Here is a 14,820-nt window from a genome sequence, read left to right as displayed (position 1 = left end):
TTTCACCCAAGATGCAAACAGACACTTTGCGATATCTAGACTGTGGGAAGATACTCTCTAGGTGTCTAATGCGTGAGGCGGAAATATAAAAGATTATTATGATTTTTATTGAACTTGTCCTAGAAAATTTTGGTCCCTATTGTGGTCGTCAGGTAATTAATCTTTACCCAAAAACTGATAAAGAAAATTCTCGCCCAATTATCCTCTTAGGTGGAATGAATGGAGGGGGAAAAACTACGCTAATGGATGCCATTCGCCTTGCTCTTTATGGGGCTCGCGCACAATGTTCTACTCGTGGCAATCTTAGCTACGGAGATTTTCTGACTCAATGCGTCAACAGCCATACTGCACCAAATGATAAAACCCGTGTTGAAATAGTTTTTGAACACATAGAAAACGACAAGCCCGTGCAATATAGGGTAGTACGAACTTGGGAAAAAAATCCAAAAGATGGTAAAGATAGCTTGGGTATTGTTAATAAGAAGGATGATACATGGCCTCTTGAAGCTTTAGTTAATACATGGGATGAGTATATTGAAAATCTGCTGCCTGTAGGAATTTCTAATTTGTTTCTCTTTGATGGGGAACAGGTTAAAGAACTTGCAGAACAGGAAATTCCTCCACCAATTGTCGTTGATGCAATTCGGGCCCTTTTAGGATTAGAATTGGCGGAACGTTTAGCAGTTGATATAGAAATTATAACCAATCGCAAACGTAAGGAACTTGCAGATACTAAAGACTTGGCAAATTTAGAGGAAATTGAACAAAAGCTGAAACAGCAAGAAGAAGAATACCAAGCAACTAAAGAGGTAGAGATGTTACTAGCAACATCTCTAAAAGATGCGGAAAAAGAACAGCAAGAAGCTTTTGATAAATTCATTTCTGAAGGCGGTAAAATTGCAGCAGAACGCACCCAGTTAGAAAAGCAGCGTGACCAAAAGAAGGCAGACACAGAGGAATCTCGTCAAGGTATGTGTGAATTAGCGGCTAATGTTTTACCGCTAGCGTTGATTGAATCTTTACTGACTCAAGCACAAACCCAAGCAGAAAAAGAATTTCGCATCTCTCAAGCACAAATTGCACGGGATATCTTATTTGAACGAGATAAACGCCTCTTGAATTGGATTAGTAAGGTAGGTATTTCAGAAGAACAAGTTGACAAAATTAAAACTTTTCTCGACCAAGATGTAGAAACTTTGAACTCAAGTTTTCTACAACCTGAAGAACTTTGGTTATTAGCTGATGCTGAAACTTTGAGTCAATTGGGTAATGTTCTCTACTATTTGCAAAATACTAAAAATCTTGCCAAGCAGCAATTAGGGATTCTCAAAAATAAGGAAGAAGAAATTATCACCCTGGAACGACAAGTGCAGACTGCTGCATCACCAGAAGATTATAATAAGCTAGTCCAAGCACTTCAAAAAGCACAAAATCACGTTGCTGAAGTCAACGCGAATTGGGAAGCAACACGCCGTCGGGTGACGGAATTAGAAGATACAATCGAAAAGTTAAAAAAAGACTTAAAAGAATATACTGTGCAAACTATTGACCGCAAAAATAGAGAGCATATTATTACAGCTTCTGCTAAAGTCCAAGAAACCCTCAAACTATTCCGAGAACGTCTCACTCTCCGCAAACTTAATAAACTCGAAGTCGAAGTCACCGAATGCTTCCGCTATCTCCTGCACAAATCAGATTTAGTGCATCGCGTGGCAATCGACACCCACACCTTCAGTCTGTCGCTGTATGATTTACAAGGGAAACCCGTTCCCAAACATCGTCTTTCCGCTGGGGAAAAACAACTCCTCGCGATCGCCTTCCTTTGGGGATTAGCCCGTGTTTCCGGACGCCGCCTACCAGTCGCCATTGATACACCGCTGGGACGCTTAGACTCTTCTCACCGCAGTAACCTAGTTGAACGTTACTTTCCCTCAGCTTCTCATCAAGTCATTCTGCTTTCCACCGACACCGAAATCGGACAAAAGGAAGTGCAAGCCTTGCGGGAAAACGAAGCGATCGCCCGCGAATACCTCCTCAAATACGACTCATCCACCCGCCAAACTACTGTAGAACCAGGCTACTTCTGGTAGACTCCTCTCTTTCTCTGCTTCCTCTGCGTCTCTGCGGTTTATTTCTCTCAAAAACATGGAACCCCCAATAGATCGTATCAAACTCTCCCAAACAGCCAAAGACCAACTCCTCAAACTCAGACGCAACACCAAAATCGACCAATGGAATATTCTTTGTCGTTGGGCGTTTTGTCGTTCCCTAGCTGAACCAACCCCACCCTCACCTGTACCAATTCCCCAAGATAGCAACGTCGAGATGACATGGCGCGTTTTTGGCGGTGAAATGTCCGATATTTTGCTACTCGCCCTTAAGCAACGCTGCTACAACGACGGCTTCGGAACAGACAAAGAAACCCTCGCCACGCAATTTCGCCTCCACCTGCATCGCGGTATTGGTTATTTAGCAGGCGATCCAAATATCAAGAAGATTGAAGATTTGATAGAACTGGCGACGAACAAGATATAAGAATTAATAAACCACAGATGGACACAGATGGACACAGATAAAAAACATCTGTGGTTCTTCTTAATATTATTATGTCGTTAGAGAGCTACGTAGAAATAGAACGCCATAGAGCCGCGATTGTTCGCACTGACTTATCTCGACCTGTGCGATTGGCAATAGAATGGGCAATCATAAATAAAGATACCACGTTTTTTGACTACGGATGCGGACACGGTGGCGATGTGCAGCGAGTGGCAAACCTAGGCTACAGCAGTGCAGGTTGGGATCCATACTACTACCCCGATGTTCCGCCCATTCCCGCTGATGTGGTTAACTTGGGCTATGTCCTGAACGTGATTGAAGACCCAGAAGAACGCCGCCAAGCTCTTTGCCAAGCATGGGAACTCGCCCGCAAGGTCTTAATTGTCGCGGCACAAGTGCTGATAAATGCTCCTAGCAAGGCTCAACTCGCTTATGGCGATGGCATCGTTACCAGCCGTAATACCTTTCAGAAATATTACGAACAAGAAGAACTCAAAAAATACATTGATGAAGCCTTGAATGTAGATGCGGTACCAGTGGCGCTGGGCGTCTATTTTGTTTTTCGAGATGAAGCCGAAAAAGAAGGATTTAAAGCGATACGCTTTTTCTCCAGAACCTCAACGCCAAGAGTACGGATTCCTACGAAACGGTTTGAGGACTACAAAGAAAAACTAGAACCACTGATGGATTTTTTTACCAAACGTGGGAGACTTCCGGTAAAAGGTGAATTGGATAACGAACAGGAATTACTAGGCGAATTTGGAAACTTCCGCCGTGCTTTTGCTGTAGTTTTGCAAGCCACTGACGAAGCAGAATGGGATGCGATCGCCTACCGTCGTTCTCTTGACATCCAAGTTTATCTTGCTCTCACCCACTTGGATCAACGCCCTGCATGGCAAAAGCTATCACCAGAAATGCGCCATGACATCAAAGCCTTTTTTGGCAGCTATGAGGAAGCTTGCCAAGTCGCTGATGCCAAACTTTTTAGTTTAGGGAAACCAAGAGTTGTTCAAACTGCTTGCGAAAAAAGTACAATTGGCAAACACACTCGCAGCGCCCTTTACGTCCATGTTTGTGCGCTTGGTGAACTCGAGCCCTTGCTGCGAATTTACGAAGGCTGCGCTAGCCGCACCATAGGGCGTGTCGATGGTGCAACATTGATCAAGTTTTGTACAGATGAACCGCGAATCTCCTACCTGTTCTACCCTGAATTCGATACTGATCCCCATCCCGCGTTAAAAGCAAGTATCACGATTGACTTAAAAACTTTGTACATAACTCACCGAGACTACGAACAAAGAGCAAATCCGCCAATTCTCCACCGTAAAGAAACATTTGTGACAACAAATTACCCACTCTACGAAGAATTTGCCCAACTCACCCAACAAGAACAGGAATTAGGGCTACTCAAGCATAAAAGCGACATCGGAACTCGTGAAGGTTGGGCAAAATGCCTCGCTGAACACGGTGTAGAAATTAGAGGACATCAAATTTATCAAGTTAAAGACATTTAGGATCGAACAGTAGTTTTCCTCGTTCATTTACCTGCACCCAGAAATGTTATATTCTCGCAGACAGCGTCTCTATTTGTTTCCATTTTTTGGCGGCAATTAAAATTGCCTACGGGCTTACCCCATGCCTAAAGTCAGGGGCTTGCGCCCTTCGATTTTCGGTCACGATTGATAAGGGATAAGTAATCCTGCAGTTCTAGATTTAGCCCTTTTGCATAAACACGGTGCTTCAAACTGACAGGCGTAAAAATTTCCCTGCGGCTGGTTACTGATTCTGTCTTACCCAGGAATAAAAAACTCGTGTTTTTGAGCGCAAAGTGAAAACGAACCAAGATAGACGCTTGAGCCTCTGGGTTGAAATAAATGAGCACATTGCGGCACATCAGCAGATCAATTTTAGACATGGGAGCATCTTTAGCCAAGTCATGATGAGCAAAGATGATCGTGCGGCGAAGTTGTGGGTGAAAGACATAACGCTTCTCAGTATGTTGAAAGTATTTTTCAAGCAGAACCGGAGGAATGCCTGTAATATCTCTCGCACTGTATGTGCCTTGCTGCGCTTGCCGAATGGCGGCTTCATCTACATCGGTTGCAAAACAGCGAACTCGCTTTAAGCAAGACTCAATACCCAGGGCTTCTGCTAATACGATCAGGGAAGTATAGATTTCTTGCCCAGAAGCACAACCCGCACTCCAAACTCGAATTGGTTCATCAGGTTGTTTGCTGGCGATGATTTTGGGGATGATGTCAGCTGCTAAATAATCCCAAGTGTCGCGATCGCGAAAAAAATCAGTGACGTTAATCAGAACGTCGTTTAACAGAGCAAGCAATTCTCTTGGCTCGCTTTGCAAAAACTGTCGGTAGTTTTGATAGCTATTAATGTTGATGCTTTGCATTCGGTGCTGGAACCGTCGCATCAAGGTAGAGCGTCTATAGCCCGTCAAGTCACAATCTTGGCTGTGCTTGAGGTAGTCTAATAACCCTTCAAATTCTGGGTTAGCTTCGGGCGAATTGATGACAGGTGTTGATGTTTTCTCTTGTAAAGCCATGCCTTAACCTCTAGATCGTCTGACTTAGACTCAAAGAACGCACTTAAAGCAGCCAGCCAATCGCTGTTGTAGAAGCTGCGTGCATTTGTAGACGGCGGTTTGCGACACCTGGGCAACAAATGATAATGTCAAAGAGGGGGTGAGAGGCGAGCCTCTCACCCCTTGTTTTTTTTGTAAGTATTATTACGTCAATTTTTTATATCTATAGGCGTATTGACAAAAAAAATTTTTTGACATATGAACAAACTCTGATTCGTATGCTTTTATTATTATAAGGAAAAATGGAAATTGCGTACGAATAATTTTCTCAAAAAGATTATTTGTATTGCGTACGAATCAAAATGCACATGCTAGAAAAACTTCAATCTGCCCTAGATGCCCTTAATACGGAACGAGTACGAATCGCTGGTGAAGGTTGGTATTTACAAAACTGCTGGTTGGTGCAAGTGAAGCCGGGAGGCAATGCCCGAACCGATCGCAAATATTGGCAAGCCAGAAGCCGTCAAGCAATCTTTGATGGCAAGATGCTAAAACACTTGAAACCTGATGAAGTAGAGGATTACAAAGCAGCGATCGCTCGTGGGCGGCAGTTAAAGGAGATTGACCGGCAAATTGAGAAGCTTCAGCAGCAGCTTGAGCAACTCACGGCAACAACTGACTCATTAAGTGCATCAGGGATATCAACACCGCATGAAACTCCACTCCAAATTCCCATGCTTGCGACTGACAGTTTTGAGCGATCGCCCTTGTTTGCCCAAAACGTTTCTTCCGCAAACCTTCTGGGCGAAGCGGAACCTGGTTCAGGCATAGGGCGTGGTACGCGATCGCTGGAAGGACAACCTCAAAGTACGGTGATATTCACTGATTTGACTGAACAAGAGCGTCTGGTTAAGGAAGTCATTGCCAAAAGTCAAGCATTGAGAGCTTCACTGCGGCACTCAGTCGCTGTTGGCAAACTGTTAGGGGCAAGGATTATTGACCTCAGAAGAGGACATCCCCACGGTGACTAAAGTTCTTTTTTATTAGCTGTTCTGAACCCTCGATGTTCTTCCTCTATTTCTTCATTTAGATTGTCCTGGCTCAATATTTCGTTGCTCATCACCGCTTGCCTAACCAAATTAGCTCGCCGTTTTGCGTCTTCGGCTTTTTGCAACAGGAGATCTGCCGCCTCATGCTCGTTCATTTCCCGCAGATGCTTCGCCGTATGGATCATCAACATCTGACTCGCTTCAATGGTGCGAATTCCATCCCAGAGGGTTTCTTCAATCGACTGCGTGACTTCTGTTAAAAGGGCATTGAGCGAATAGGCATGACCGGTGTGGCAGCGAAAGCGGATCAGGTTGCCTTCTTTCAACTGCATCAGTACGCCATGACACTCAGGACACGTATAGGGAGAAACGTCACCTAGCTTCATAATGCCCATCTCTAGCCCGTTATCTTCTCGTGCAACGCCAACTTCAATATCCATTTTCTCAGACACCGGATTCACCTCCTCTACCGGAATCGCTTTGTCAACCAGATGCGCTAACAAAGCTCCCATTTCTATGATGGGTACACAATGATCCACCGCCACCGCTTGCATCGCCGCCCTAGGCATAGACGAGTGAAGCGCATCAGACGGATCTTGAACGACGGCTATTCCGCCTTGCTCCTTGATTGCATAAAGCCCAGCCGCTCCATCGTCGAGACTGCCAGTCAAAACGACCCCAATGACTCGCGATCCATAATACCGAGCGGCAGAGCGAAACAAGACATCAATCGCCGGACGAAAGCGGTTTTCCCTGGGACCACGACTCAGACGGACATACCCCGGTTCGACCAACAGATGGTGATCCGGAGGGGCAACATAAATGTGACCTGGTTTGATCGGCTCCCTTTCAATGGCGTGTGCGACTGGCAGTAAAGTTGCCCGAGCCAAGATTTCAGGCAATATACTTGGGTAATCTGGGGAAATATGCCAAACTATAAAAATCGCTGCGGGGATGTTAGAGGGCAGTTGAGAAACGAGTGTTTCAAACGCTGTGAGTCCTCCAGCTGATGCTCCGATGACAATGATGTCCCGCTTAAACACTCAATGCTCCTTGTACTGAAGATATCCGCGCAACTGTATTTAACACCGTAACACGCCCTTCTTGGCGTGCAACACTCCTTTAGGACTACTAGTCCACCACACAAACTTTGCGGGGTTTGTAGTAAGCGCTTAAGCGCTCACTACATTACCCCTTATCATTTAAGTTACAATAAGCTATTGACTATATCACGTTGTCTGTTAAAACGACAGTTAACTCTGTTGCAATATTAATAAATAGGCGATCGCAGCATAGCCAGCCCGACAGCAGCTACAAGACATGAACCTCAGACGCTCTTCCAAAAAATCTCAACCCAACACCTCTGATGGCAAAGTCCCTAGTGAGAATCAGCAGGACAATCAAGATAAATTATTTCCAGTAGTCGGGATTGGAGCCTCTGCGGGTGGATTGGAAGCGTTTACCCAGTTGCTGAATTATTTGCCAACCAATACGGGCATGGCGTTTGTCATCGTTCAGCATATACCTGCAAACGAAGAAAGCGCGTTGAGTCTGATTCTTGGCAGGGCAACCCGGATGCCTGTGCATGACGTGCAGGATGGAATGGCTGTGGCACCGAATCAGGTCTACGTGATTCCGCCGAATGCAGGCATGACCATTGCTCAAGGAGTGCTAAAGCTAACGCCTCGCTCTAGGGCAAACGGCGTGTTTATGTCGGTTGATACGTTTCTGCTTTCACTTGCCCAGGAGCGAGGGAACAAAGCGATCGGGGTGATTCTATCAGGTGGCGATTCTGACGGGGCGCGGGGAATCGAGGCAATCAAGGCGGCGGGTGGTGTTACCTTTGCTCAATGTGACGGTACTGCACAAGTCGATAGTATGCCCAACACAGCGATCGCCACAGGTCAGGTAGACTTCATCTTACCGCCCGACAAAATTGCCCAGAAGCTAGCAGACATTAGCAGTCATCCCTACATCGCCAAGCCTAAAACCGAATCAGAGGCTCGCCCCACCTCGCCTGCAAGCCAAGATGCGCTCGCCATTATCTTCGATTTACTGCGGAAGGGGACAGGAGTTGACTTTACTTACTATAAACAAACCACCTTAAATAGACGGATTCAGCGGCGGATGCTGTTGTACAAGCTGGAACAACTGGAGGATTATGCCCGCTATGTGCAGAGCAACCCGGCAGAAGTGATGGCATTATATCATGATGCCTTGATTCATGTCACCAGTTTTTTCCGCGACCCCGAAAGCTTCGAGGCACTAAAAAGCCTAGTCTTTCCCGTCATTTTTAAAGATAAATCGCCAGGGACACCTATCCGAATTTGGGTCGCCGGCTGTTCCACAGGCGAAGAAGCTTACTCGATTGCCATCTGCTTGCTAGAGTTTTTAGCCGATCAGGTTGCCCGAGTGCCGATTCAGATTTATGCAACCGACATCAGTGAAACAGTAATCGAGCATGCCCGCAACGGCATCTACACGCCCAGCCAAGTCGCGAATGTTTCCCCTGAACGTCTGTATCGGTTCTTTGTCCAAGTTGAGGGGGGCTATCAAATCAGTAAGTCCGTGCGCGAAGTTTGCGTTTTTGCCAGACAGAACCTGATTGGCGATCCTCCGTTTTCTCGGCTGGACTTAATTACCTGTCGCAATGTCCTGATCTATCTGGGAACCCCTTTGCAGAAAAAGCTCCTGCCAATCTTCCACTACGGTCTTAAGTCCACGGGCTTTCTCATGTTAGGCACCTCGGAAACGGTGGGTGACTTTTCAGACTTGTTTACCCTACACGACAAAAAGAACAAAATTTATGCCAAAAAGCTGACAGCGACTCGACCCAACATTGAGTTGACTGCCAGTCCCTATTCTCCGATCATCATCCACCCTCAACCGCTTGTGAGCGAGCAGAACCCAAGCGACGTGGAATTGCAGCGAGAGGCAGACCGGATCGTGTTGAATCAATATGCCCCGGCTGGCGTCGTGGTTGACACCAACCTGGAGATTCTGCAATTTCGGGGACAAACCAGTCCTTATCTGGAACCGGCTCCTGGTAAGGCGAGCTTGAATCTGCTGAAAATGGCAAAAGAAGAATTGCGGCGAGAGCTACAGACTGCTATCTATCAGGCAAAACAGCAAAAGCTGCCGATAAAACGGGAAGGTTTACAGGTGAGACACGGCGATAGCATCCGGCAGATTACCATTAATGTCATTCCGTTCCAAATCGCCGCACAAGAGTGTTTCTTAGTTTTATTTGAAGATGCTCCGCTCATCCCGGCGTTGCCACAGGGAACCAATGATGGCAGCAGCCCCTCTAAGCGCAAGACAAGGGAAGCGACTGAGATTGCTCGGCTCCAGCAGGAACTGGCAACGACAAGAGAACATCTGCAATCGATCATTGAGGAGCAGCAAGCCACGAACCAGGACTTGAGAGCCGCCAACGAAGAGATTTTGTCGAGCAATGAAGAGTTGCAAAGTACGAATGAGGAACTGGAAACGGCAAAAGAAGAAATTCAGGCGGCGAATGAAGAACTGAACACGGTGAATGAGGAACTGCGCCGACGCACGCTGGAAGCGACTCAGGTGAGCAACGATTTGCAGAATCTGCTCAGCAGTATCAATATCCCCATTTTGATGCTGGGAGGCGACTTGCAAATTCGGCAGTTTACGCCATCGGTTGAACGCATCTTCAACTTGATTTCAAGCGATGTAGGGCGACCGTTGAGCGATATTAATCACAAGCTGAATGTGCCTAACTTAGAGCAACAGATTTTAGAGGTGATTCGTACGCTCAACTTGAAGGCTCAGGAAATTCAAGACCGAGATGGGCATTGGTATGATATGCGAATTCGCCCCTATCGGACGATTGACAACAAGATTGATGGGGCGGTGTTGGTGTTGGTTGATATTGACAATCTTAAACACAGCAACACCCAGTTGATGGAAGCGAGAGATTATGCCGAAGCGATCGTGGAAACCGTGCGGGAACCTCTGCTGGTGCTGAATCTAGATTTGCGGGTAATCACGGCAAATCGTTCTTTTTATAACACGTTTCACGTACGACCAGTTGAAACTGAGCAGCATTTGATTTTTGAATTGGGCAACGGACAGTGGAACATTCCCGAATTGCGATCGCTGCTAGAAGAGATTCTTGCCAGTAATACCCAGTTTCAAGACTTTGAGGTTGAGCATGATTTTGACCAGATTGGGCGTAAAATCATGCGGCTCAATGCTCGCAAGATGCCTATGATCGACAATACACAGATGATTTTGCTGGCGATCGAGGACATCACTGAGCTTCAAATGCGTTCTTGAGCGTAAAACCGTTAGGAAGAGGACGGTGTAAACGTACTTTCACCCAACCATCAAGCTTTGAGAAAGACAAGAACAACCAATTCTTTTCGATACGCTCAACAGTTATAGCTTGCCCTTCTATACGCATAGTGCGGTAGCGCGCTGCGTTCTTAAAACGTGGCTTCCCGCTCCGATTACCATTACTGTCTCCCTTGATGAAGCGAGAAAAGGCTAGGTCTACTCGCTTAGAAACATCTTGTAATGTTTGAGATGGAACACGGGTAAAATCAACCAGTTCACCTGAGTGTCCCACCTTAATTAAGTCTTCCTTGATAGATAATAGGAAGTTGTTTTTTCTGAGAATAGAAATCTGGATTGTCCCGTAGTTGTGGTAAAGGACAACTGACTATTGAACAAGCATCAAGAAGATTGCGATTGTTTTCCCACCAATCAAATCTATCTCCTAGTTGCTTGTTGTACCAGTATCGGCAAATTCTCAACCAAGTATTCAGTTCTAATTTTTGATTGATATTTGGATAAGCACGGTACTGATAATTAAGCAACAAAGGAACTCACCCCCCTTGCATTTCTTTCCTTCTCTGCTTATATTTAGCTTAGTCCCACTAGCTTGGTTATGTCAATCAGGAAAGGTAAAAAAGCAGTAAAAAATGTACCTTTGTTTCATGATGAGGTGAAAACAAGACATCATATCTTGTTAACTCCTACTGCATGGCAAAGATTGCAGCAGCGTGCAAAAGACCAAGGAATAAGTGTTAGTGAACTCATTGAGCGTTGGGCGATGGATTGACGAAGCAGGGACATCTTCTCATCTCAACTGGCTGTGCCAGTTATTAATCGAGGGTGTACCGAGTTTTTATCCGGGCATTCATGAGGACAGTACTGAAGGAGGGTTTCCCGACCTAGGTATCTGTCCGTCCCACGCTCTCCTATCGGGTGAGACGTGGGATGAATGCCCGAAATAGCTAACTATGCCAAGCCACTGACAAAGCACAATGGGATGCGATCGCAATCGCGTCGTTCTCTTGACATCCAAGTTTATCTTGCTCTGATCCATTTCGATACCGGATTGCTACAGTTAACAAAAATTAGGAAACAGCCACAAAACTAAAAACGCAAAGTGCGTAAGATTATGGAACTTTACGTTATGTATTGGCATCTTTGCCTGACATTACACAGTAAGTGTGGCAAGATATCGTCCATTCATCCTGGTCAGGAGAATTATATAAAACAGTGAAAACAATTTCATCGCTTTTGCAAGTTTTTGGAAGCCGGAAGATGGCGGCTTTATTGTTATTGGGCTTTTCATCGGGTTTGCCGTTCTTCTTAACGGGTAATATTTTGAAGGCTTGGATGACAGTCGAGAAGGTGGATTTGACAGCCATTGGGTTGTTTAGCTTAGTCGCTATACCCTATTCCTTTAAGTTTATTTGGGCACCTTTGCTAGATAGATTTACACTCCCATTTTTGGGACGGCGGCGGGGTTGGTTAATTTCGATACAAGTGGCGTTGTTGATTGCGATCGCCTTCATGGCTTTGCAACAACCCAAGCAAGCATTACAACTTTTAGCCATTAATGCCGTAGTGATTGCCTTTTTCAGTGCGACTCAAGATATCGTTGCCGATGCCTATCGTACTGATGTCCTTCACGAACTGGAAATGGGGGCTGGTGCAGCAGTTTTCGTGTTAGGTTATCGAGTGGCACTGTTGCTTACAGGTTCCTTAGCGCTCATACTTGCCGATAGAATACCTTGGTCATCGGTTTACTTGTTGATGGCAGCAAGCATGGCAATTGGAATTTTTGGCACCCTGTTAGCACCAGAACCAAAGCAAATTAGCCCACCAGAGTCGTTAGCAGATGCGGTAGTATTACCCTTTGGGGACTTTTTCCAACGTCAAGGTGTATTCCAAGCCTTATTGGTTTTGGTGTTCATCCTATTCTACAAACTGGGCGATGCTTTCTTAAGTAGTATGGCAACGACCTTTTTGCAGCAAACAGGGTTCACCCTAACCGATATTGGTGCCCAGACCGGTATGGGACTCATTGCTTCCATTGTAGGTGCTATCGTAGGGGGAGCGATTTTGAGTAAAATCGGTATCAATCGCTCCCTTTGGGTATTTGGCATTCTGCAAGCTTTGAGTAACTTAGCTTACTTTTTTCTGGCTCAAGTAGGTAAAAACTACCAGTTTTTGGTCATTACAATAAACGTCGAAAACTTCTGTGGTGGGTTGGGAACAACAGCGTTCGCTGCCTTTATGATGAGTCAGTGCAACCCGCGTTTTTCTGCCAGCCAATTTGCTTTACTATCAAGCATTATGGCTGTCACCCGGGACGTTTTGGTTAGCCCAGCTGGCGGATTGGCAAAAAGCACAGGTTGGTCTATGTTTTTCTTAATTAGTATAGTCGCTGCTTTGCCGGGGCTACTTCTGTTGCCATTGTTTGCCCCTTGGAACTCTAAGCCAGTGGCAATGAACAGACCAGGTCTCGACTATGAGGAATAAGGATTTATGGGGCAGAAACTAATTATTATTGTTGCAACAGCTATTCTCTTAATTACTGGCGTCTTACTTGGCTACGTTCTCTCCCAGTTAGTTCTGGGATTCTTGACGTTTAATTTACTAACTTTTCTAGGAACATTTAGCTTAATCGTAATTTTTGGTACGCTTTATTACGTTTTATTTTGGGAGTTTAGAAGACAACAGTCGCAAACAGGTCCCGGAAGAACGCGACGTTCAAGAACAGAGGAGCGTTCAGCTGATGTCAATCTCAAAAACAGGCTCATCTCTTTAGCTGGTGATGTTGCTAGCGCCGAACGGCTAGTCAACCAGGCAAAGCAAGATTACCCTGGTATGCCAGAAAATTGGTATTGGGAAAAAGCAATTGCTGACTTAGAACGCGATCGCCCCTAAAGGGCGGGCGCTTTGCGCCATCGCGCTTAAGGGCGCGGTTCCTTGCCCAATCGCCCGTAACCCCCAGCTATGTGCGCTCTTAGCATCGGGAGCAGCATACGCTTTGCGATCGCCCTTAAAAAGCATTACTCAGTCCAACAAGCCTCAAGCTTTGCTTTTAGCAGGGCTTGAGGCTCATTAACAGCTAGTAGGTGCTTTACAATCAGCGAAAGTGTTTTCTGTGAAGTACCCACCACTTACGCTTCGCGTATAGTGGGGGTTTCGCGTCTCATTCGCCCTTCGGGTTCAGCAGTCGCCTGCGACGGGAAACCCGTCTTCAGCGCTGCTTCACCGTTGCCACGTTAGGAACAATCATTACTGAATGTCCGGAACCAAATCCGGTGATGGTCTTACACAGCGTCTCTGGCATTGCTGCCTTTATCTCCACGAAGGAAGAACCCGCGCAGCCGCCCTGCGTATCCCTTGGCAGTTATTGATTTTTGTTCGTGCCGTTTGGTTTTCACGGACTGGGGTTGTGCTGACAACCAAATAATGCTTTGCAGCATCTTGCACTCTTGTTTTCTGAATGCCGAGGCAAACGGTGGGCGAGTGCCTCACTTCGTGAGGAGCTGAGTGCCAAAGGCACACGCTGCGCGAACGCTAACATCAACGTGCAAGGACTACTTCTCTTATCACCTAGCGTGACTGTCATCAGCCCATGCCGAACCATGTAGACCTGCTGTTCGCGAAGCGTCTCCCCTTGGGAGAAGATGCATCTATAATAACATATATAGTGTAGATATTGTGTAGATAAAAATGACGAAAAAAGGATTGAATTTACGCATATCTGAACGCCGTTTAAATAAACTCAGGTTATATGCAGCCAGCAAGGAAAAAACAATGACACAGTTAGTTGAAGATTGGATTGACAGGTTGCCAAGTCCGGAGATAGGGGATTCCTCAAGCACCCCTCTCTCTCAATGACCTGCGGTCATTATTGTTCGGAGATGCTTTCGTTATCCCCCGGCTTATATCCCGCCGCCAAATGAGTAGATTATGGCGGGGGAGTTACGCCGAATTAGTTAAAATCACCTAAAACTCGCTAAAATAAACCAAGAAAGCTTCACAATTCTTAAGTAAAATTCTCATAAAAATTCGCTGTTGGTTGCAAAATACAAAGAATATGGCTATATTTCGTCAGTACATTGCCCCGTTCATCGTGGTGCTGATATTCCTCACTGCCCTTGTAGCAGTAAGCGCCCGCATCTTTTTACCCTCTGATATGGCTGCACCCGCGCCGACTGAAGAAAATAGGCAGATAAGCAGATGGGAAAATGGGGGTTTGGGGTTCCCTGTGGAGTTGGGGACGGTAGGAAAAATCAATTCCTCCTTGTCCTGCTTGTCTGATTCTTTAAGTGTCTAAGGAACTGCTACCAGGTTACAAAATTCGCCGTGGTTCTACCTTGGATAAGGCGCTGCTGG

The 14,820-nt window shown here is 45.9% G+C and carries 16 protein-coding genes and 1 pseudogene; 11 read left to right on the top strand and 6 right to left on the bottom strand.

Annotation, left to right across the window (positions count from 1 at the left end):
- Positions 1 to 98: 98 nt before the first annotated feature.
- The 3 genes from dndD (at position 99) to ACM0OZ_RS03395 (ending at position 4,070) form a co-directional block, all read left to right on the top strand.
- Positions 99 to 2,090, top strand: coding sequence for a DNA sulfur modification protein DndD (gene dndD, locus ACM0OZ_RS03405; protein WP_414581414.1), 1,992 nt, complete (start codon positions 99 to 101; stop codon positions 2,088 to 2,090).
- A gap of 55 nt (positions 2,091 to 2,145) precedes the next feature.
- On the top strand, positions 2,146 to 2,535 hold the full coding sequence (gene dndE / locus ACM0OZ_RS03400) for a DNA sulfur modification protein DndE (RefSeq protein ID WP_414581413.1): 390 nt from the start codon (positions 2,146 to 2,148) through the stop codon (positions 2,533 to 2,535).
- Between the two features lie 71 nt (positions 2,536 to 2,606).
- Positions 2,607 to 4,070, top strand: coding sequence for a DNA phosphorothioation-associated putative methyltransferase (locus tag ACM0OZ_RS03395; RefSeq protein WP_414581412.1), 1,464 nt, complete (start codon positions 2,607 to 2,609; stop codon positions 4,068 to 4,070).
- Positions 4,071 to 4,201: 131 nt separating this feature from the next.
- Here ACM0OZ_RS03395 and ACM0OZ_RS03390 read toward each other — a convergent pair whose 3' ends face one another.
- Entirely contained in the window at positions 4,202 to 5,116 is a 915-nt protein-coding gene (locus tag ACM0OZ_RS03390) for a CheR family methyltransferase (RefSeq protein ID WP_414581411.1), read from the bottom strand.
- Positions 5,117 to 5,463: 347 nt separating this feature from the next.
- Between ACM0OZ_RS03390 and ACM0OZ_RS03385 the strand changes: the two genes are divergently transcribed.
- On the top strand, positions 5,464 to 6,126 hold the full coding sequence (locus tag ACM0OZ_RS03385) for a hypothetical protein (protein ID WP_414581410.1): 663 nt from the start codon (positions 5,464 to 5,466) through the stop codon (positions 6,124 to 6,126).
- Here the strand turns inward: ACM0OZ_RS03385 and ACM0OZ_RS03380 are convergent.
- Positions 6,123 to 7,187, bottom strand: coding sequence for a chemotaxis protein CheB (locus ACM0OZ_RS03380; RefSeq protein ID WP_414581409.1), 1,065 nt, complete (start codon positions 7,185 to 7,187; stop codon positions 6,123 to 6,125). The two genes, ACM0OZ_RS03385 and ACM0OZ_RS03380, sit on opposite strands and share 4 nt — an antisense overlap.
- A 277-nt stretch (positions 7,188 to 7,464) precedes the next feature.
- On the opposite strand from ACM0OZ_RS03380, the gene ACM0OZ_RS03375 reads away from it, so the two are divergent.
- Positions 7,465 to 10,452: a chemotaxis protein CheB gene (locus tag ACM0OZ_RS03375; protein ID WP_414581408.1), complete on the top strand. Its 2,988-nt coding sequence runs from the start codon at positions 7,465 to 7,467 to the stop codon at positions 10,450 to 10,452.
- Here the strand turns inward: ACM0OZ_RS03375 and ACM0OZ_RS03370 are convergent.
- On the bottom strand, positions 10,427 to 10,744 hold the full coding sequence (locus ACM0OZ_RS03370) for a hypothetical protein (protein ID WP_414581407.1): 318 nt from the start codon (positions 10,742 to 10,744) through the stop codon (positions 10,427 to 10,429). The two genes, ACM0OZ_RS03375 and ACM0OZ_RS03370, sit on opposite strands and share 26 nt — an antisense overlap.
- A gap of 1 nt (position 10,745) precedes the next feature.
- On the bottom strand, positions 10,746 to 10,997 hold the full coding sequence (locus tag ACM0OZ_RS03365; protein WP_414581406.1) for a helix-turn-helix domain-containing protein: 252 nt from the start codon (positions 10,995 to 10,997) through the stop codon (positions 10,746 to 10,748).
- Between the two features lie 68 nt (positions 10,998 to 11,065).
- Between ACM0OZ_RS03365 and ACM0OZ_RS03360 the strand changes: the two genes are divergently transcribed.
- The 5 genes and pseudogenes from ACM0OZ_RS03360 to ACM0OZ_RS03340 all read left to right on the top strand — a co-directional run bounded on the left by ACM0OZ_RS03360 (position 11,066) and on the right by ACM0OZ_RS03340 (position 13,359).
- Entirely contained in the window at positions 11,066 to 11,239 is a 174-nt protein-coding gene (locus ACM0OZ_RS03360) for a hypothetical protein (protein WP_414581405.1), read from the top strand.
- Positions 11,208 to 11,414, top strand: coding sequence for a hypothetical protein (locus tag ACM0OZ_RS03355; protein ID WP_414581404.1), 207 nt, complete (start codon positions 11,208 to 11,210; stop codon positions 11,412 to 11,414). Before ACM0OZ_RS03360 ends, ACM0OZ_RS03355 begins: the two co-directional genes overlap by 32 nt.
- Positions 11,402 to 11,560: a hypothetical protein gene (locus tag ACM0OZ_RS03350; protein ID WP_414581403.1), complete on the top strand. Its 159-nt coding sequence runs from the start codon at positions 11,402 to 11,404 to the stop codon at positions 11,558 to 11,560. The genes ACM0OZ_RS03355 and ACM0OZ_RS03350 overlap by 13 nt, the downstream gene beginning before the upstream one ends.
- 122 nt (positions 11,561 to 11,682) lie before the next feature.
- Positions 11,683 to 12,973: pseudogene (locus ACM0OZ_RS03345) on the top strand (AmpG family muropeptide MFS transporter).
- The gene (locus ACM0OZ_RS03340) at positions 12,958 to 13,359 is read left to right on the top strand and encodes an ABC transporter permease (RefSeq protein ID WP_414581402.1); all 402 of its coding nucleotides are present in this window, start codon (positions 12,958 to 12,960) and stop codon (positions 13,357 to 13,359) included. The pseudogene ACM0OZ_RS03345 and the gene ACM0OZ_RS03340 overlap by 16 nt, the downstream one beginning before the upstream one ends.
- On the opposite strand, the gene ACM0OZ_RS03335 is transcribed toward ACM0OZ_RS03340, so the two are convergent.
- Both ACM0OZ_RS03335 and ACM0OZ_RS03330 read right to left on the bottom strand, forming a co-directional pair.
- On the bottom strand, positions 13,339 to 13,485 hold the full coding sequence (locus ACM0OZ_RS03335) for a hypothetical protein (RefSeq protein WP_414581401.1): 147 nt from the start codon (positions 13,483 to 13,485) through the stop codon (positions 13,339 to 13,341). The genes ACM0OZ_RS03340 and ACM0OZ_RS03335 overlap by 21 nt on opposite strands.
- 263 nt (positions 13,486 to 13,748) lie before the next feature.
- Entirely contained in the window at positions 13,749 to 13,904 is a 156-nt protein-coding gene (locus tag ACM0OZ_RS03330) for a hypothetical protein (RefSeq protein WP_414581400.1), read from the bottom strand.
- A 617-nt stretch (positions 13,905 to 14,521) separates the two neighbouring features.
- Here ACM0OZ_RS03330 and ACM0OZ_RS03325 point away from each other — a divergent pair.
- The gene (locus ACM0OZ_RS03325; RefSeq protein ID WP_414581399.1) at positions 14,522 to 14,761 is read left to right on the top strand and encodes a hypothetical protein; all 240 of its coding nucleotides are present in this window, start codon (positions 14,522 to 14,524) and stop codon (positions 14,759 to 14,761) included.
- Positions 14,762 to 14,820: the final 59 nt, after the last annotated feature.

Origin of the sequence: Scytonema sp. PCC 10023 (assembly GCF_963920835.1) — a bacterium.
In the GTDB taxonomy this organism is placed as follows: Bacteria; Cyanobacteriota; Cyanobacteriia; order Cyanobacteriales; family Nostocaceae; genus Kalymmatonema.
Note: the sequence above shows the minus strand (reverse complement) of the source record. Positions and strands in the feature narration are given on the sequence as shown.